Source organism: Vibrio sp. J2-3(2022) (assembly GCF_021725735.1).
Lineage (GTDB): Bacteria > Pseudomonadota > Gammaproteobacteria > Enterobacterales > Vibrionaceae > Vibrio > Vibrio diabolicus.
In genome coordinates this window covers 206,949-225,195 of record NZ_JAKKCK010000001.1, presented here as the reverse complement: position 1 = coordinate 225,195, position 18,247 = coordinate 206,949, and the positions used below count along the sequence as shown (strand labels likewise).

General features: G+C 47.0%; 14 protein-coding genes. 10 read left to right on the top strand and 4 right to left on the bottom strand.

The window, feature by feature from the left end; translation table 11 throughout:
- Positions 1–33 precede the first annotated feature (33 nt).
- Both L3V27_RS01085 and L3V27_RS01080 read right to left on the bottom strand, forming a co-directional pair.
- A complete protein-coding gene (locus L3V27_RS01085; RefSeq protein ID WP_237310767.1) occupies positions 34–426 on the bottom strand; it encodes a ribosome recycling factor family protein in 393 nt (130 codons plus the stop codon).
- A gap of 3 nt (positions 427–429) precedes the next feature.
- Positions 430–1,299: a LysR family transcriptional regulator gene (locus L3V27_RS01080; RefSeq protein ID WP_006741384.1), complete on the bottom strand. Its 870-nt coding sequence runs from the start codon at positions 1,297–1,299 to the stop codon at positions 430–432.
- Between the two features lie 105 nt (positions 1,300–1,404).
- Here L3V27_RS01080 and L3V27_RS01075 point away from each other — a divergent pair, with 105 nt between their 5' ends.
- Positions 1,405–2,661, top strand: a complete 1,257-nt coding sequence (locus L3V27_RS01075) for an adenylosuccinate synthase (protein ID WP_104973443.1) — start codon at positions 1,405–1,407, stop codon at positions 2,659–2,661.
- A 370-nt stretch (positions 2,662–3,031) separates the two neighbouring features.
- A complete protein-coding gene (ansB, locus tag L3V27_RS01070; protein ID WP_237310766.1) occupies positions 3,032–4,096 on the top strand; it encodes an L-asparaginase 2 in 1,065 nt (354 codons plus the stop codon).
- A gap of 81 nt (positions 4,097–4,177) precedes the next feature.
- On the opposite strand, the gene L3V27_RS01065 is transcribed toward ansB, so the two are convergent.
- A complete protein-coding gene (locus L3V27_RS01065; protein WP_029830623.1) occupies positions 4,178–5,014 on the bottom strand; it encodes a pyruvate, water dikinase regulatory protein in 837 nt (278 codons plus the stop codon).
- Between the two features lie 251 nt (positions 5,015–5,265).
- Between L3V27_RS01065 and ppsA the strand changes: the two genes are divergently transcribed.
- From ppsA to tyrS, 4 genes are all read left to right on the top strand, one after another.
- Positions 5,266–7,638, top strand: a complete 2,373-nt coding sequence (gene ppsA, locus L3V27_RS01060; RefSeq protein WP_237310764.1) for a phosphoenolpyruvate synthase — start codon at positions 5,266–5,268, stop codon at positions 7,636–7,638.
- Between the two features lie 170 nt (positions 7,639–7,808).
- A complete protein-coding gene (locus L3V27_RS01055) occupies positions 7,809–8,588 on the top strand; it encodes a hypothetical protein (protein WP_237310762.1) in 780 nt (259 codons plus the stop codon).
- A 193-nt stretch (positions 8,589–8,781) separates the two neighbouring features.
- Positions 8,782–9,588, top strand: coding sequence for a helix-turn-helix transcriptional regulator (locus tag L3V27_RS01050; RefSeq protein WP_046876144.1), 807 nt, complete (start codon positions 8,782–8,784; stop codon positions 9,586–9,588).
- A gap of 82 nt (positions 9,589–9,670) precedes the next feature.
- On the top strand, positions 9,671–10,930 hold the full coding sequence (tyrS, locus tag L3V27_RS01045; protein ID WP_237310760.1) for a tyrosine--tRNA ligase: 1,260 nt from the start codon (positions 9,671–9,673) through the stop codon (positions 10,928–10,930).
- 78 nt (positions 10,931–11,008) lie between these two features.
- Here tyrS and L3V27_RS01040 read toward each other — a convergent pair whose 3' ends face one another.
- Positions 11,009–11,368, bottom strand: a complete 360-nt coding sequence (locus tag L3V27_RS01040; protein WP_237310759.1) for a DUF6559 family protein — start codon at positions 11,366–11,368, stop codon at positions 11,009–11,011.
- A gap of 112 nt (positions 11,369–11,480) precedes the next feature.
- Here L3V27_RS01040 and L3V27_RS01035 point away from each other — a divergent pair, with 112 nt between their 5' ends.
- From L3V27_RS01035 to L3V27_RS01020, 4 genes are all read left to right on the top strand, one after another.
- Positions 11,481–12,362 (top strand): LysR family transcriptional regulator, encoded by an 882-nt coding sequence (locus L3V27_RS01035; RefSeq protein ID WP_005392703.1) that lies wholly within the window; start codon positions 11,481–11,483, stop codon positions 12,360–12,362.
- A gap of 104 nt (positions 12,363–12,466) precedes the next feature.
- The gene (locus L3V27_RS01030) at positions 12,467–13,549 is read left to right on the top strand and encodes an efflux RND transporter periplasmic adaptor subunit (protein ID WP_237310758.1); all 1,083 of its coding nucleotides are present in this window, start codon (positions 12,467–12,469) and stop codon (positions 13,547–13,549) included.
- A gap of 10 nt (positions 13,550–13,559) precedes the next feature.
- Positions 13,560–16,622: an efflux RND transporter permease subunit gene (locus tag L3V27_RS01025; protein ID WP_237310757.1), complete on the top strand. Its 3,063-nt coding sequence runs from the start codon at positions 13,560–13,562 to the stop codon at positions 16,620–16,622.
- On the top strand, positions 16,619–18,121 hold the full coding sequence (locus L3V27_RS01020; RefSeq protein ID WP_237310756.1) for an efflux transporter outer membrane subunit: 1,503 nt from the start codon (positions 16,619–16,621) through the stop codon (positions 18,119–18,121). Before L3V27_RS01025 ends, L3V27_RS01020 begins: the two co-directional genes overlap by 4 nt.
- Positions 18,122–18,247 lie beyond the last annotated feature (126 nt).

The following is an 18,247-nucleotide window of genomic DNA, read 5'->3' as shown; positions in this document are numbered from 1 at the left end:
TGGCTGCTAGAATGAGTAAATAAAAATTCTACGCTAGAGCATTTCCGCTTCAAACCGAGCTGATCTGGCTTGCGCAATCGTACAGTGCGTTTCTGTCATTAACTCCGCCAAGGTGATATTTGGTTTTTGCGCCACCAACCGAATCAGTTTTTCTTCCAACGGTTCCAGTTTGTCCTGATGAACGGATAACCCTTTCTCCAACTTATTCATCACAAACCTTAGCTCTTCACACTGCCCTGCTTTTAGCTGATCAAGTAACGCTTTTAAGTTCAAAGCTTCTCCAGAAACTTGCCAATGACGAGAGCGCCTAACTCGCTTAACGTCACACCCGCAATCCGCCGCAATGACTTTAATGCGTTTAGCATTCTCACCGCCAATGCGATGAATCAGAGAGGGAAGCGAAACAATAATGTCGTCATCTTTCATCCGTTACTCTCCCACCACTGACACATTCTCTCCAACCCAGGTGAGTAGCTGTTTGGCGGCTTTGGAGAGCACCTGATTTTGGCGCACAATGTAGCCGAAATCGGTGTTTGGAAAACTAGGCAAAGGCGTGACTTCTCGGGAAAGCATTAACCTCGGATCAAGAGAGAAATCCGGCACAATGGCGGTCCCAAATCCTGCTTCTGCCCAGTCGATTTGTGCTTCCACACTGCCCACTTCCATCACGCGATGCTTAGGCAGATTTAACTCAGGTAAAGACGCATCTATCAGCTCACGGGTTCGCGTGTCGTGCCCTAGCAGAATCAACGTCTGGCTCTCTTTTCGATTGTCCTGCCACTCAAAAATGTTATCGCCAAACGCACACCAGTGAATTTGCGTGAGAGGCGTAAAATGCAGCGGTTGACTCTCTTTTTGTGCGATAACAAAGCCGATATCGGCACGCGCACTTTTCACCAAATCCACCGCTTGAGAAGACGTGGTATTGAACAATGCCAAGTCGATACCCGGGTATTCACTTTTGAATTGCTGGAACGGTTTGATAAGCAGTAAACGTGAAACGATATCGCTCGCCGCAATAGAAAGCGTTCCTTGCGTAAGATCGTTGATGGCATTGAGATCCGATTGGCAAATTTGCAGCTCATTGAGCATTCGCTGAGCCGTATCTAACAAACGCTTCCCCGCTTGCGTCAACTGCACTGGATTTCGTTCAATCAATTTCGTGCGCGTGGCTTGCTCCAACTGCTTGATATGCAAACTTACGTTCGGCTGTGTCATGTGCAGTTCCGTCGCTGTTTTGCCGAAATGCTTTACCTCTGCAAGAGTTACGAAGGTTCGCAGCCAGTTCAAATCTAACATTGCCAATTCCGATATGAGATTCTTATCAAGTTAATGAGTATAATTAATTTCTCTTATTATGGCGAACGCCTTAAGATTTTTGCATCTGTTTTTGGAGATTAAATTATGTCGTCTATCGTTGTTGTGGGTGCAAACTGGGGTGATGAAGGCAAAGGCCGCATCGTTGACTTTTTGGCAGAGCAAGCTTCTGCGAGCATTCGTTTCCAAGGTGGTAACAACGCGGGTCACACCGTGGTTAACGACCTAGGTACGTTCAAGCTGCACCAGCTACCAAGTGGCGTTTTCAACCCAGACTGTTTGGCAGTATTAGGTCCGGGTATGGTTATCAGCCCTGCATTGCTGTCTCAGGAGATTGCGGAAGTTGAAGAAGCGGGCGTAAAAGTGAATATGTGCATCTCTGATCGCGCAACACTGTGTCTACCTCTACACGCACTAGAAGATACGCTAGAAGAACAACGTTTAGGCGACAAAGCATACGGTTCAACTCGTCAAGGTATTGCACCTGCGTACGGTGACCGCGTAATGAAGAAAGGCATTCTTGTTGGTTGGTTGAAGCAACCAGAAGTATTGGTTGAACGCCTTCAATTCATGATGGATTGGAAACTGCCGCAACTGCGTGCGCTTTACCCGACGTTCGAGTTCGAGCAAACCGCGGAAGAAATGGCGAACTGGTTGCTAGAGGTGTCTGCACCTTGGCGCGATTCAATTTGCAACGTAACGCTTCCTTTAAAAGAGCTACAAGCAAAAGACAAAACACTATTGTTCGAAGCGCAGCTTGGCGCGGGTCGTGACCTTGTTTACGGTGAGTACCCTTGGACAACATCTTCTAACGTTGTATCAATGTATGCGGGTATCGGCAGTGGTCTTCCGGCACTTCGTCCTGAACGCGTGATTGCGGTTGCAAAAGCATTCAGCTCATCAGTAGGTACTGGTACGTTGATCACTGCAATGGAAGAGCAAGACGCTTTCCGTGAACTTGCAGGCGAGTTCGGTGCAACTACAGGTCGTCCGCGCGATATGGGCTACTTCGACGCAGTCGCTACGAAGAATGGCGTTGAACTGCAAGCCGCAACTGAAATTGCACTAACGAAAGTAGACTGTTTGACTGGCCTTAACGATCTGAAAATCTGTGTTGGCTACGAAGGCGACCACAGCGAAAACCCAATCTGGCCTCAAACTGCATCTCTTGCGCCAATCTACGAGAAGATGGAAAGCTGGAGCGAGGACATCACAGGTTGTCGTAAGTTTGAAGAGCTTCCAGTAGCAGCACAGAAATACGTTCTACGCATTGAGGAACTGATGGGCGTACCAGTAAAAATGGTGTCTGTGGGTCCTGGTCGTGAACAAATGATTATGCGATAAGATGTGAATTAACACATCATTGGCAAGCGGCTTTTATCTGTTCCGGGGTAAAGCCGCTTTTTTTTACACTGTAAACTTTGAAGAAGTTGCACTTCTCCATTCGTGTTTAGTAACCTAATCGCGCCTCCCTTCCCTCTTTATTTATCAATCAATAGATTAGAGCATATAACGCATTGTGCACGTTATTAGTACATCTCACTTGTTAAAGAAGCACGTTATTTAAGTTAATTGTTTGAATTAATGTTCTTTAACTGATTGCTTGATCACGATCTTCATCTGCAATTTGTTGAACTAGCACTCAAAAAATCTAACCCGCTGTTTTTAGGATAGATGAGTTCCCCAACATCCAACCTAACAGCAGGTGATTCCTATGACGAAAAATCTTTTCCGCCTCAGTACGATAACTCTCGGTTTATGCATCAGTTCGTTCTCTTTTGCGCAATCCGATCTTCCGAACATTAAAATTCTTGCCACTGGCGGCACCATAGCAGGCGCAGGTCAATCTGCGACAGAGTCAAACTACACCGCAGGTAAAGTCGGTGTCGAATCATTGATTTCTGCGGTACCTAGCATGACCAACATTGCAGATATTTCCGGAGAGCAAGTGGTCAGTATTGGTTCACAAGATATGAATGATGAGGTATGGCTTAAATTAGCCAAACGCGTCAACGAACTGCTCGCTCAAGATGATGTTGACGGTATCGTCATTACTCATGGTACCGATACATTAGAAGAAACCGCTTACTTCCTTGATCTGACCGTCAAGAGCAAAAAGCCAGTTGTGATCGTCGGTGCAATGCGTCCTTCCACCGCAATGAGTGCTGATGGCCCAGTTAATTTATACAACGCCGTCGTGACAGCCACCGATGAAGATTCTGAAGGGCGCGGCGTGTTAGTCGCGATGAATGACACTATTTTCGATGCGCGAGACGTAACTAAAACAAACACCACTTCCGTCAGTACTTTCCAGTCACCTAACTTTGGTCCTATCGGTTACATTCATAATAGCGATGCCAAATATCAACGAAGCCCAGAGCGTAAACATACGACAGAAACCCCATTCGATGTATCAAAACTCAACACACTACCTAAAGTAGGCATTGTTTATAACTATGCAAATGCGTCGAGCTTACCAGTCAAAGCCTTTGTGGATGCCAAGTTTGACGGTATTGTAAGTGCTGGTGTGGGTAATGGTAACTTGTACCACACGGTCTTTGATGAGCTAGAAAAAGCGAGCAAAGATGGCATTGTTGTCGTCAGAAGCTCTCGCACGCCAACTGGCTCAACGACTTTGGACGCAGAAATTGATGATGATAAATACGGCTTTGTTGCATCAGGCACGCTAAACCCACAAAAAGCACGTATTTTGCTGATGTTGTCACTCACGCAAACGAAGAACTATCAAGACGTTCAGAAGATGTTCCAGTACTACTAAGGAACAATTATATAAGCTGATAATTGATAACCAGTAATACGTAAAGAGGAGGTTGATAGCAACCTCCTCTCATCCAAGTGACTAGCCGAACAAACGGCGTTTCATTCCGGCTCTCTCAAGAATGCGCGTTGAAATTTCTTCTACCGACAATGACGACGTGTTGATGTAAGGAATCGCTTCTCTTCTGAATAAAGCTTCAACCGTGTCCAACTCCAACTTGCATTGCTCTTCACTGGCATAGTCGCTGCCCGACAGGCGATTCTCACGAATCTCATTCAAACGTTCAGGCGTAATGGTTAAGCCAAACAGTTTGTGGCGATGCACCTCGAACTCTGGCAACAAACGCATCATCTTGACGTCTTCGGCAATAAACGGGTAGTTCACCACGCGCAAGCCAAACTGCATCGCCATGTACAAACTGGTTGGTGTTTTGCCGCTGCGCGATACACCAAGCAGAATGATATCAGCCTGTTCCAAGCCTTTCAGTGTAATGCCATCGTCGTGAGCCAAGGTGTATTCGATCGCCGCAATACGGTCAAAATAGGTATCGGAATCTTTCCCTACACTGCGAGAGCGCTGCAACTTCGGGGCGGGAGCCATCTGAATGTCGTCTTGCACCTTTTGTACAATGCTTTCAAGCACATCGTAGCTGTATGCCGGTGCTTCTAGCAGCATTTCGCGTACGTCTGGCACCACGATAGAGAAAAACACCAGAGGTTTGACGCCATTGCGTTGGTAGGAAGTTTCAATTTCTTTTACAACGTCAGCAACTTTGTCCTGGCTTTCTACGAACGGAAAGGTTTTTTCGTTAGGAATGAACGGAAATTGACCGAGAACAACATGTCCTAATGTCTCACATGTTATCGCCGTACCGTCAGAAACATAGAACACATCACGACTTTGGTTATTTATTTGCATTTCTGTTTAATTTTTCAAAATCTTTTGAGTAGGATGGTAAACATAATATTAATAAATCAGTTTGGCTTTCAGTTAGGTTCACCACAGCTTTAAAAATTCTTTTGAATTTTTTTCAGCCAGAACGTAATCGTTTGCCTTTGATATCAATCTAAATGAAGCAATGTATGGTCAAAGTGTAATAACAGCCAACATGCGATTGTTTAGAGCGATTTAAGTCCCCCTACTAAGCTGCAATGTTTCTGGAGAAAGACATGCAAAAGAACACCCTCTGGTTCAATGGCCTATCCATGGATGATGTCGACAAAGTCGGCGGTAAGAATGCTTCACTTGGCGAAATGGTTTCTAACCTAGCGAACGCAGGCGTTTCTGTACCAAATGGTTTTGCGACAACCTCATACGCGTTTAACCAATTCCTTGACCACGAAGGTTTGGATGAGCGTATTCACCAATTACTTGATGAACTAGACGTTGAGGATGTGGAAGCTCTGCGTAAGACAGGTGCAACCATCCGTCAATGGGTATTAGAGGCCCCTTTCCCTGCGGACCTTGAACAAGAAATCCGTGAAAACTACCAAGAACTGATTGAAGGCAACCCTGAGCTTTCAGTCGCAGTTCGTTCATCTGCTACGGCAGAAGACCTGCCTGATGCCTCTTTTGCTGGTCAGCAAGAAACGTTTTTGAACGTGAAAGGCATCGACGCAGTACTAGAAGCAACTAAGCACGTTTACGCTTCTCTATTTAACGACCGTGCGATCTCTTACCGTGTACACCAAGGTTTCGACCACCGTGGTATCTCGCTATCTGCGGGTATCCAACGTATGGTGCGTTCAGACAAAGCTTCTTCGGGTGTAATGTTTACGCTTGATACTGAGTCTGGTTTCGACCAAGTTGTCTTCATCACCTCTTCATGGGGCCTAGGTGAAATGGTCGTTCAAGGCGCAGTAAACCCTGATGAATTCTACGTTCATAAGCCAATGCTTGAAGCAGGTGAGCACCCGATCGTTAAGAAAACATTTGGTTCTAAGTTGATCAAAATGATCTACTCTGACAACCAAGAGATCGGCAAACAAGTTGATATCGTTGATACTTCTGATGAAGAGCGCAACACGTTTTCACTGAAAGACGAAGAGATCAAAGAGCTCGCCAAACAAGCGATGATCATCGAGAAGCACTACCAGCGTCCAATGGACATTGAGTGGGCAAAAGATGGCATCGACGGCAAGCTGTACATTGTTCAAGCGCGTCCTGAAACCGTATGTTCACAAACGGAACAAAACGTGATTGAGCGCTACGAGCTACAAAACAAAGCAGATGTTTTGATTGAAGGTCGTGCAATCGGTCAACGTATCGGTAAAGGTGCAGTGCGTTTGGTTGACTCTCTGGACCAAATGTCATTGGTTCAGGAAGGTGATGTGTTGGTTACAGACATGACTGACCCAGACTGGGAACCAGTGATGAAGAAAGCTTCTGCTATTGTTACCAACCGTGGCGGACGTACTTGTCACGCAGCAATCATTGCTCGTGAACTTGGTATTCCTGCAATCGTTGGCTGTGGCGATGCGACAAGCAAACTGACTGATGGCGCAACAGTGACAGTATCTTGTGCAGAAGGCGAAACGGGTTACGTTTACCAAGGTGAACTTGAGTTTGATGTAAAACGCTCTTCTGTTGATGAACTGCCACTGCTGCCGACCAAAGTGATGATGAATGTGGGCAACCCAGATCGCGCATTCGACTTTGCTCAGATTCCAAACGAAGGTGTTGGTCTTGCTCGTCTAGAGTTCATCATCAACAAGATGATCGGTATTCACCCGAAAGCATTACTTAACTTTGATGCGCAAAGCGATGAGCTAAAAGCAGAAATTAAACAGCGCATTCGTGGTTACAAAGATCCTATCGATTTCTACGTGAGCAAACTGACTGAAGGCATCGCGACTATCGCTTCTGCTTTCTGGCCAAAACGCGTCATCGTTCGTATGTCTGACTTTAAGTCGAACGAATACAGCAACTTGGTTGGTGGTAAAGCCTACGAACCGCATGAAGAAAACCCAATGCTCGGCTTCCGTGGTGCGTCTCGTTACATTTCTCCAGTGTTTGAAGATTGCTTCGAGTTAGAAACTCAAGCTATCAAGCGCGTTCGTAACGAAATGGGTCTGAAGAACGTTGAAATTATGATCCCATTCGTGCGTACACCAAGCGAAGCTGCATCAGTGATTGATTTGCTAGCGAAGTTTGATCTGCGCCGTGGCGACCAGGGCCTTAAAGTCATCATGATGTGTGAACTCCCATCCAACGCGGTACTTGCCGATGAGTTCTTGAAGTACTTTGACGGCTTCTCGATTGGTTCAAACGACATGACTCAGCTAACGCTTGGTCTGGACCGTGATTCTGGCGACGTGGCACATCTGTTTGATGAGCGTAACGCAGCAGTGAAAATCATGCTGAAAATGGCAATAGACGCAGCAACTAAAGCTGGCAAGTACGTGGGTATTTGTGGTCAGGGCCCATCAGATCATGAAGATTTGGCGGAATGGTTGATGGAGCAAGGCATCAGCTCTGTTTCACTAAACCCAGACACCGTTATCGATACTTGGTTACAGCTCGGTAAAGTTAGCAGCAAGTAACGCGCTAAAAACTCAAGCCCTCACACTCCCCTTGTGAGGGCTTTGTTATTCATACGTCATTTCGCAATCAGTTCGTGATTCCTCTCTCAAGATCGCCATTTAGTCAATTTCATTATCAAAGTCTGATGACCTAGAATGAATGATGTATCGACAACTCCAGAGAGAATTTGATGAAAAAGTCTATCGCACTCATTACCACATTGATGCTCCTAGCATCTCCCGCTTACGCAGATTGGGATGATATTTCCAACAAAATGTCTGAGCTAGGCGAAGCGGTTTCTGATACTGCGCAAGATGCTTGGGACGATACCAAAGCCTTTTCAAAACAAGCGTGGCAAGATTTCACGAACTGGTCCGAGGAAGCCATCAATACCGCGGGCGAGTGGACAGAAGCTAGTATCGAGAAAAGCAAAGAATGGATAGATGCAGCCGACAAGAAAATTGATGAACTGATGGAAGGCGACACGCCAGAAGAAGCTCGCCAAGCCGTAAACTTAATGGCGGATAGTGCTTTGCTCAAGTTGTTTAATGAAAAGCCGGAGGCCAAAGCCATTTACGACAACGCTTACGGCTACGCGGTCTTTGATTCTCGTAAATTGTCTTTGTTGTTTCACACCAACTCAGGGTCAGGTGTCGCAATAAATAAGGAAACAGAAAAACGCACTTATATGAATATGTTTGGTTTGGGCGTCGCACTTGGGGCTGGCGGCAAGTTTTACCAACAAGTGATTCTGTTTGAGAGCAAAGAAGACTTTGATACGTTCGTCAACGAAGGATGGGAAGCGACCAGTGAAGCCTCTGCTGTAGCTGGCGAAGACTCAGAGCAACTTTCAAAGCAATTTAACAGTGGCGTCGCCGTTTATCAGTTGAATGCAAAAGGCTTGCTCATCGATGCCAACGTGTCTGGTTCTAAATATTGGGTTAACGAAGAGCTCACCAACTCGCAGTAACGCATAGCAACTAATCGCTTAAACAGAACGGTTGTTATGCACCCTTATCAATAAGTTAACGCAGCTATGACTCCTCAAAACTGAGTACTTGTGCAACTTTCTCATGGGAAGTCACCAGAAGATGGTGACTTCCCTTTCTCGTTGGATGGCTTTTCGTTATGCTTGCCCAAAACCATCTGCGATTCGGTATCCCATGCCTGACAATAACTTTAATAATCTGCTGGCAGAAGCAATTTCTGCTCTTAATACGCCTAACTTTACTCCTAAGCTTATGCGTGTCATTCGCACTCTTTTTCATTTTGATTGCGCGGTTATTTTAGGTTATCGAGAAGGTAAACATCCTATCTATCTCTACGACTCGATTGAGAACGAGCGAGAGTTACTTTTTCAACGCTACCTTACTGACTCATTTCAAAATGACCCTTTTTTTCTCAAACTAAACGAGACAAAGCAACAAGGCGTATTTACGCTCAAAGACGTAGCACGCAAAGGCGTTGATTTTACTTCCTACTGCGAACAGTTCTACCATCAGACAGGGTGGAAAGACGAACTGAGCATGCTAGTCGAAGTCGAACCTGGCCGTTGGGTCATGTTGTACTTCGGGTATATGAATGATGGAAAATACTTTTCTCAACAGCAAATCAATAAATTAAAGCCCTACTTCCCGATAATTCAATCGCTTTGTCAGCAGCACTGGAAACAAACGGAGTTTACCTTTTCTGAGCCTGTTTTTGCCCAGAGTGCTTATTCTGGCAGTATGCGATTAGCCATTGAGCAAGCTTTAGCAACATTTGGCGTAGAATCACTCACTCGTCGCGAGCAAGAGGTGGCTTCACTTCTCGCTCAAGGGTTTGACACCAAAGAAATTGCCGCGCGGTTACACTTAGTTCAAGGCACGGTCAAAAATCATCGAAAACGCATTTACTCGCAGTTAAATGTGTCTTCATTGAGTGAGTTATTCCAGCTTTTCCTCAATCACCTTATTCTCCATTCAAGATAAAAAACTGTCCCTTAAGGGATATATGGAGAAAAGGTGTCGCGTTTTAGTCTGAATACAACAACCACCAAGACAGACAAAAAGAATGACGACACCATTACTGCAAGATTTACAAGATCGTGGCTTGATTGCACAAGCCAGCGATTTGGAAGAAATTCAGACACTTCTCTCACAGCCTCAAACCGTTTACTGCGGCTTCGATCCTACAGCAGGCAGCTTGCACATCGGCCACCTTGTGCCTTTGATTATGCTTAAGCGCTTTCAAGATGCGGGACACCAAGCTGTTGCCTTGATTGGCGGTGCAACGGGCATGATTGGCGACCCGAGCTTTAAAGCGACCGAGCGCAGCCTGAATTCTTCAGAAATCGTCTCAGGTTGGGTTAACGATCTTTCTAATCAAATTCAGCAGTTGATGAATCACCAACTGACCAAGCCAATGATCATGGTGAACAATGCTGACTGGATGAAAGCGATCAACGTCATCGACTTCTTCCGTGATGTAGGTAAGCACTTCTCGATCAATACTATGGTCAACCGAGAATCGGTAAAACAACGCCTGCAACGACCTGACCAAGGTATCTCCTTCACCGAATTTAGCTACGCCCTACTGCAATCGTACGATTTTGCCGAGCTAAACCGTCAATACGATTGTCGTTTGCAAATCGGTGGCAATGACCAATGGGGAAACATCGTCAGCGGGATCGATTTAACTCGTCGTCAAAATGGTGAGCAAGTATTTGGCTTAACTCTGCCACTGATCACCAAATCCGATGGTACCAAGTTTGGCAAAACCGAAGGCGGCGCAGTGTGGCTAGATCCTAGCAAAACCTCTCCTTACGCCTTCTACCAGTTCTGGCTTGGCGCAGAAGACGCCGACGTTTACCACTTCTTGCGTTACTACACGTTCTTGAGCTGCGAAGAAATTGCCAGCATTGAAGCGCAAGACCAAGCAAGCCAAGGCAAGCCACAAGCACAACGTATTCTCGCTGAAGAAATGACGCGATTTGTTCATGGCGAAGAAGGTCTAGCCAGTGCCGAACGCATCACGCAAGCTTTATTCAGCGGTAATGTGCAACAACTCAGTTTGGGTGAATTAAAACAATTGGAGTTGGATGGTTTACCAAGCATTGAGAGCGCACAACAAGATTTGGTTGAGCTGTTGATTGAGTCGGGCTTAGCAAGCTCAAAGCGTGTTGCACGCGAACACATTAGCAACAACGCCATCAGTGTAAACGGAGAAAAAGTGTCGGCTGATAACCCGAGCTTGAGCTTCCCACTGTTTGACCAATACTGGTTACTGCAACGCGGTAAAAAGCACTTCTGCCTCGTAAAGCGTGCCGCTTAACAAAGCATCGGAGTGACACCTCACAAGGCAAATTGATATAGCGAGTTAACTGACAAGACGGTATAAGGTTAGCTCGCTCTAGTATCGGCTGTGCATACCAAAATGATGAGACATTCCATCTTCCATTCGGCCGCCTTTCCAGCCACCAGTACCGAATAAATTAAGCACATCTTGAGCGGTATAATCGGCACCAGAAAAGAAGTCATTCGCCACATCAGAGCGGATGGCTTGCAACTCTGGTTGATTTTCCAAATCAAGATCTTGCGGATTCGCGTACAACGCCAACGCAATTTTTTGTTGGCACGTGCTTAACTCACTGGTGCTCGTCTTTACCTGACCGACGGAAAAGTACTCACGACTGCCGTATCCCACCACCAATCTGGTACTCATTAGCTTAATCACTTTCTTAATGCGGCGACGTTGTATAAATCTCAACATGTTGAAGCCCTTATTTATATTTCGATAATTAATAATAAGTTTTGTATACCACACATCAATACTCTAGAGTGTCAGGGTTTAGCACGGCGCTCAAAGAGTATGGAGTTCAAGAGTGAAAATTGACGATCTAAAACTGTTCACCAAAGTCGTCCAACTTGGCAGCTTTACAGCGGCAGCAAATGCTTTGGATTTGCCACGAGCAAATGTTAGCCGACGCATTGGAGAACTGGAACGTTACCTCGGAACGCAACTTTTTCACCGCACCACTCGCAGCCTTTCGCTGACAAACAAAGGCGATGCCTACTACCAAGATCTGCAAAAAGTGCTCACCTTGCTTGATTCGGCAAACCAGCAAGCCAGTAACGAAAGCATCGAAGTCAGAGGCAAAATCAAACTTGGCCTTCTGCCAGAAACCTATGAACCTCTTCAACCCATTTTGTTTGAATTTCAGGATCAATATCCGCAGGTTGAGCTCGACATTCGCAATATCAACAATGGCTTTATTGATATGTTTCAGCAGGGGTTGGACATCGCGCTGCACGGCGGCATGCTGTTTGATTCAGACATTGTCGCCAGAAAGATCTTAACGCTAGACCGATGTGTCGTTGCCTCACCGAACTATCTTCAAACTCACGGCACGCCCGCTACATTAGAAGAGTTGAGCGATCATCAGTGCATTTGTTTTCGTTGGCCAAATGGCAATGTCGACAACCTTTGGCACTTTCAGGAACAAAACGTAGCGCTCAAACCGAAACTCATTTCCAACAACATCGGCTTTATCAAAAGCTCCACAGTGCTAGACCGCGGCATCAGTTATATCCCAAAACTGTTGGTAAAAAATGAGCTCGAATCCGGTGCATTGGTGCAAGTATTGTCTCAATATGCCGTCACAGAAGAAACGGGGTGGTTGCTCTACCCTAAGCCGAAAACGCTGAACCAAGCTAGCCGGTTACTTATTGAACATTTGTGCAATAAAATTCCAAAACTTTTGTAGTTTACATTTATTGTCATAAAATTCGTGACATTGAATCATGCACACGCATGATTATCTGAACATCTCTGAATTATAAGATGGCGCCGAAATTATGGAGCCATCTTATGAATCATCAAATTAAAACCGCCGCGCTGAGCACTATCGCGCTCTCTCTACTCGGCTGTAATCAAGCTCAACCTCAGGTTGAGGAACCAAGCGCATCCAGACCCGTTCAAGTAATTGAAGTCAACGAAAGGAATGAAGAACTCAACAAATCATTCAGCGGGATCGTAAAAGCAAAAGAAACCGCGTCACTCTCTTTTCGTGTACCTGGCACCGTGGAAAGCGTGTTCGTAAATAAAGGCAGCGTGGTAGAAAAAGGCCAAGTCATTGCCACGCTGGACAAGCACGATTACCAAGTCTCACTAGAAGAATTACAAGCGCGCATGTTAGAAGCGCAATCAGCACACAAACTCGCGAAAGCCGAGTTAAAGCGCGTAAAACAAGCAACTTCTGATGATGCCATTGCCAGCGTAAACTTAGATCGAGCCATCAGCAGCTACGAACGTAGCGTCTCTGCCGTCAAAGTGGTTGAGAAAAACATCCAACGTGCAAAAGATGCCCTACGTTACACCACTCTACGTGCACCATTCCCTGGCATTGTTGCCGACGTTTCTATTGATCCACATGAGCAAACCTTGCCGGGCGGCAGTGTTGTGTCAATTCAGCAAGAAGGCAGCTGGGAAGTCGACATCGACGTGCCGGAAAATATGATTGCGCAATTCGCACTAGGTCAGCCAGCATCGTTGACTTGGTATGATTCGGAGCAATCCTACCGAGCAACCGTGGCAGAAATCGCGCCGAAAAAGCACCTGCTCAAACAAACCTATACCGTCACGCTAGACATCGATTCGATTTCCAGTGCGCTATTCAACGGTAAAGCAGTCACGGTAAACACCGCGCTCAACACCAGCAACTCAAGCCATTGCTTCCCTTATTCTGCAATTTTGGGGGAGAAACAAACTCTTCACGTGAATGTGGTTCGTGATGCGGTTATTCATTCAGAGCCGGTCAATCTTGACTCTATCGACGCATACCAAGCGTGTGTGACCGGAAGTTTTGAGCAAGGCGATTATGTGGTGATCAGCGGTAGCCATTATCTGAGCGAGGGCGATGCCGCCCCAAACCTGACTATCAAGACGTTGTAGGTGCGTATCCATGATCAATTTAGCTGAATTCGCGATTCGCCAACGTAAGTTCGTTCTGTTCTTTATCGTATTGAGCGTGATCGCTGGCATCTATTCTTACTTCGACTTAGGCAAGTTAGAAGACCCGAGCTTTACAGTAAAAACTGCGGTAGTCGTGACCCTTTATCCGGGTGCATCTGCCGAAGAAGTCGAACACCAAGTCACCGATACCGTGGAAACTAAATTGCAGGAAATGGCGGAGTTGGATCGCTTGCGCTCATTGTCTCGCCCCGGTTTGTCTATGGTCTTTGTTGACCTCAAAGAGAGCCTTAATTCCAAAGCACTTCCGCAGGAATGGGACTTATTGAGACGCAAAGTGGACGATGTAAAACTGCAGCTGCCTTCCAGTGCGCAGATCAGCGTAGTACAAGACGAGTTCTCTGAAGTCTACGGCATGCTTTTCTCTATCCACAGCACAGATGCTGCACCAGAAGAGTTGCGTCGCTACGCCGAAGAGCTGCAACGCCAAATCAAAGCCGTCGACGGCATCAAAAAGATCGAGCTACACGGCGTTCAACCTCGCGTTGTACACATCGATATGCCAGACGAGCGCTTGGCTCAATATGGTTTGTCGATCGCACAAGTTTGGAACCAACTGAGCACACAAAACAGCACGTTCGAAGCGGGAAAATTCGATGCCGGTACAGAGCGTATTCGTATTGCGCAAACCAGTGAGTTTCAGTCTCTAGAAGACATTCGCAATTTAATCATCAATGGTGGCACCGGCGAGTTTGGCTCGGGGTTGATTCGTCTTGGTGACATCGCCGACATCACCATGGGTTATCAAACACCAGCATTGGCAGAAAACCGCTACAACGGAGAGCCCGCTGTCACCTTGGCGGTGAGTCCAGTTCAAGGCATTAACGTGGTGTCACTTGGCGATACGATTCAAGACATCATCGCTAACTACCAAGCAACGCTGCCGCTGGGTGTCGACATCTCGACCGTTGCTTATCAACCTGAAGAAGTACAAAAGTCTATCGACGACTTTGTTGGCAACCTGCTTGAAAGTGTCGCGATTGTTTTTGTGGTGTTGTTGGTTTTCATGGGCTTTAAGAGTGCAACCATCGTTGGCGCAAGCTTGCTCCTGACTATTTTGCTCACGCTTGTATACATGAACATCGCCAGCATCGATTTGCACCGTGTCTCGCTAGGTACGTTTATCCTCGCACTGGGCATGTTGGTGGATAACGCCATTGTGATCACCGATATGATGATCGCCAAGCTCAACAAAGGTATCGAGCGAACTCGCGCCGCGATTGATTCCGTCAAAGAAACCGCTGTGCCACTTTTAGGCGCAACTGTCATCGCGATTATGGGCGCAAGCCCAGTGTTGTTCTCCAAAACCGACTCCGCCGAGTTTGCGAGCTCTGTGTTCTACATTGTGGCATCGTCACTGTTGCTTTCATGGCTCGTCGCGATGACGTTTACGGTATTAATGGCGTGGATGTTCATCAAGCCAAAAGCTAACAGCGAAGAGACCAAACCGAGCCGTTATAAACAGTTGGTATTCTGGACGGTGGACAACCCGCGTAAAGCATTAGCCGCTTTGGTTCCGTTGATTTTAATCACCGCCGTGGCAATCCCGTATGTGGCCGTGAACTTTATTCCTCAGTCGGATCGCTCAATTGTGTTTCTCGATTACTGGCTACCCAATGGTGCCAAGATTGAACAAACCTCGGCAGACATGCGCAAAGTTGAAGAATGGTTGGTCGCACAACCAGAAGTGGAAAGTATCTCTAGCTATGTCGGCACCAGTGCGCCTCGCTTCTCGGTAACGGTAGAGCCTGAACCGCTCGACCCTGCCTACGGCCAGATTCTGATCAACACCAAAGACTACGAGAGCATCAGTCACTTGGTAACGCGTGGTGATGATTGGCTGAAAGAGGCGTTTCCGGATGCCGAACCTCGCTTCCGAGCACTGAAGTTGGCAACCAAAGATAAGTTCGCGGTTGAGGTGCGTTTTTCTGGTCCGGATGAAACCGTATTGCATCAACTAGCGGCGGAAGCGAAAACGATTTTTGCTTCAAACCCTGATGCAAAATACATTCGCGATGATTGGCGCCAAGAAAGCAAAGTGCTCAAGCCGATTCTAAACCAAGACAAAATGCGTCAAGCAGGAATTAACCGCGCCGATGTCGCTTTCGCGCTAAAACGCGCATCAGACGGCATGCCGCTCGGACAAATGAACCTGAATGATGAGCTGATTCCAATTCAGTTACGTGGCACATCGCAAAACATGGCGTCACTAGAAACGCTACCTGTGCGCTCGCTACTTGGCTTTAACAGCGTTCCACTTGGTCAAGTGGTGGATGGATTCGAACTGGTCACCGAAGAGAGCATGATTTGGCGACGAGACCGCGTGAAAACCATCACGGTTCAAGCGGGTGTGAGCCGAGACTCCACACCAGCGAATGTAAGAAATGCCATTAAAGATCAGGTTGAAGCTATCCAACTTCCGGCGGGTTACAGCATGGAATGGGGAGGCGAATATTACGATGAAGACAAAGCGGTCACCGACATCATGAAGCAGCAACCAAAAGCAATGCTGATCATGGTGATCATTTTAGTCGCGATGTTCAACGGCTTTAAGCAACCAATCATCATCCTCGCAACGCTACCACTGGCAGCATCAGGGGCTGTGTTTGCTCTGCTTGGATTCGATAAACCATTTGGCTTTATGGCGCTGATCGGAGCTATCACACTAACCGGGATGATCATCAAAAATGGCATCGTACTAATGGATCAAATTGAGCTCGAACGCACAAATGGCAAGAGCTTGTCTGACGCGATCAAAGAAGCCACGGTCAACCGTACTATGGCCATTTCTATGGGTGCGTTAACGACCGCGCTCGGCATGATCCCGCTGCTGTCAGATCTGCTGTTTGACCAAATGGCGGCAACCATCATCGGAGGCTTGGCGGCCGCAACCATATTGTCACTGTTTGTCATGCCGGCACTGTATCGCCTTGCTTATAAAGAAAAAGCACCATCCATACAAACCAACGCTGAGCTAGAGGAGGCGTCATCGTGAAAAAATTCATTCTAACGCCTGTCGTTCTAGCCCTAAGTTTAGCGGGCTGTGCAGTGGGGCCAGACTACCAAGCACCGACCACCAGCATGGCAGAAACCTACTTGAACGCCGAAAATGCAGGGTTGAGTACCGATTCACAACACGTTGAGTTTTGGTGGACTAAGTTTCACGATCCGGTGTTGAATCAAATGGTTCAAGACATGCAGAGCCAAAACATTCCGCTGAAAGTGGCGGCCGAGCGGGTGAAAATGGCCAACAACTATAAAACCATGGTGGAGTCATTCAAGGTACCGACAATTAATCTCGGTGCGGGTTACATGAACTATCAGTTCAGTAAAAATGACTCTTCACTCGGTCCGATATTGAATCCACTCAGTGATGCCGTGCCGGGTCTACCACCTCAAATTGGTAACGTCACCCTAATGGATAATCAGCACGATGGTGTATTTGCAGGCGCGAGTATCGCTTGGGAAGTTGATCTGTTTGGGCGCATTGACCGCCAAGCGAACGCGGCGCATATTCGTCTCGAACAAGCTCAGATTTATCAAAGCGGCTTGAACACAGTGATCACGGCGGATTTGATTCACAACTACTTGCAATACCAAGGTGCAAGCGAGCGCCTTGAGTTGGCAAAGTCGAACTTAGAAGATCAACGACTTACACTCGACCTCGTCGAGAAAGTCGTGCGCAGCGGCTACGGTTCTGATCTCGATTTAGCCCAAGCAAAGGCCACGCTTGCGGCGATGGAATCGCTCGTTCCGCAGTTAGAGATTGCACAACAAGCGCACAAACATCGTTTAGCGGTACTGCTTGGCGAGCCGCTAACGCAAGTCGAAGTTCGCCTGTCAAAACAGCATCGTGTACCTGTCATGCAAGACATGGTGCCAGTCGGTTTACCTTCCGATTTGCTTAAACGTCGTACCGATATTCGCTTAGCAGAGCGAGAAATGGCCGCGCTCAATGAAGAGTTAGCGGCAAGCGTTGCTGATCAATATCCGAAGTTCTTTTTGACGGGCGCTCCGGGGTTGTCGGCGTCAAGCTTTGACGATCTCTTCAGTAGCGATTCTTTCGGTTGGATGGGTGCGGCTGGCGTAAGCTGGAACTTGTTCGATGGGGGGCGTGGCGAGGCGATTGAAGCCATCAACCAAGCGCGTTTTGATTCGGCGACATTGTCTTATCAACATACGGTAGAGGCAGCTTTGGCAGAAACCGAATCCTCGCTGTTTGCTTATGGTCGCAGCCAAGAAAATCAGCGCCGAATCGATGAGGCATTGAAAGCCACCAATAACGCCGTCAACAAAGCCAAGTCACTGTACCGCGCTGGCTTGATTGATCACTTATCGGTTTTGGATGCGCAACGTCAGCAGCGCATGATGCAAGATCAGCGAGTCGCAGCAAAGTTACAAACCGCACAAGCTACGATTGCGCTCTACAAATCGCTTGGTGGTGATTGGACGCTACAACCAGAAGCACAGCCCGAAACGAATGCCAAAGGTTAGGTTTCTTACAAGCCTTACACCTTTGCGTCATAACGGATGCCGTTAAATCGGTTAAAAAGAGGCCACTTAGATGGCCTCTTAGTTTGTGAGGCAAATATTTCTACCACCTATACCCTCTCTCGGTTG

Coding starts and splice junctions, on each gene's coding strand:
- L3V27_RS01085 (WP_237310767.1), bottom strand. CDS start 426: ATGAAAGATGACGACATTATTGTTTCGCTTCCCTCTCTGATTCATCGC.
- L3V27_RS01065 (WP_029830623.1), bottom strand. CDS start 5,014: ATGCAAATAAATAACCAAAGTCGTGATGTGTTCTATGTTTCTGACGGT.
- L3V27_RS01025 (WP_237310757.1), top strand. CDS start 13,560: ATGATCAATTTAGCTGAATTCGCGATTCGCCAACGTAAGTTCGTTCTG.
- L3V27_RS01075 (WP_104973443.1), top strand. CDS start 1,405: ATGTCGTCTATCGTTGTTGTGGGTGCAAACTGGGGTGATGAAGGCAAA.
- L3V27_RS01050 (WP_046876144.1), top strand. CDS start 8,782: ATGCCTGACAATAACTTTAATAATCTGCTGGCAGAAGCAATTTCTGCT.
- tyrS (WP_237310760.1), top strand. CDS start 9,671: ATGACGACACCATTACTGCAAGATTTACAAGATCGTGGCTTGATTGCA.
- ppsA (WP_237310764.1), top strand. CDS start 5,266: ATGCAAAAGAACACCCTCTGGTTCAATGGCCTATCCATGGATGATGTC.
- L3V27_RS01040 (WP_237310759.1), bottom strand. CDS start 11,368: ATGTTGAGATTTATACAACGTCGCCGCATTAAGAAAGTGATTAAGCTA.
- L3V27_RS01030 (WP_237310758.1), top strand. CDS start 12,467: ATGAATCATCAAATTAAAACCGCCGCGCTGAGCACTATCGCGCTCTCT.
- L3V27_RS01080 (WP_006741384.1), bottom strand. CDS start 1,299: ATGTTAGATTTGAACTGGCTGCGAACCTTCGTAACTCTTGCAGAGGTA.
- ansB (WP_237310766.1), top strand. CDS start 3,032: ATGACGAAAAATCTTTTCCGCCTCAGTACGATAACTCTCGGTTTATGC.
- L3V27_RS01055 (WP_237310762.1), top strand. CDS start 7,809: ATGAAAAAGTCTATCGCACTCATTACCACATTGATGCTCCTAGCATCT.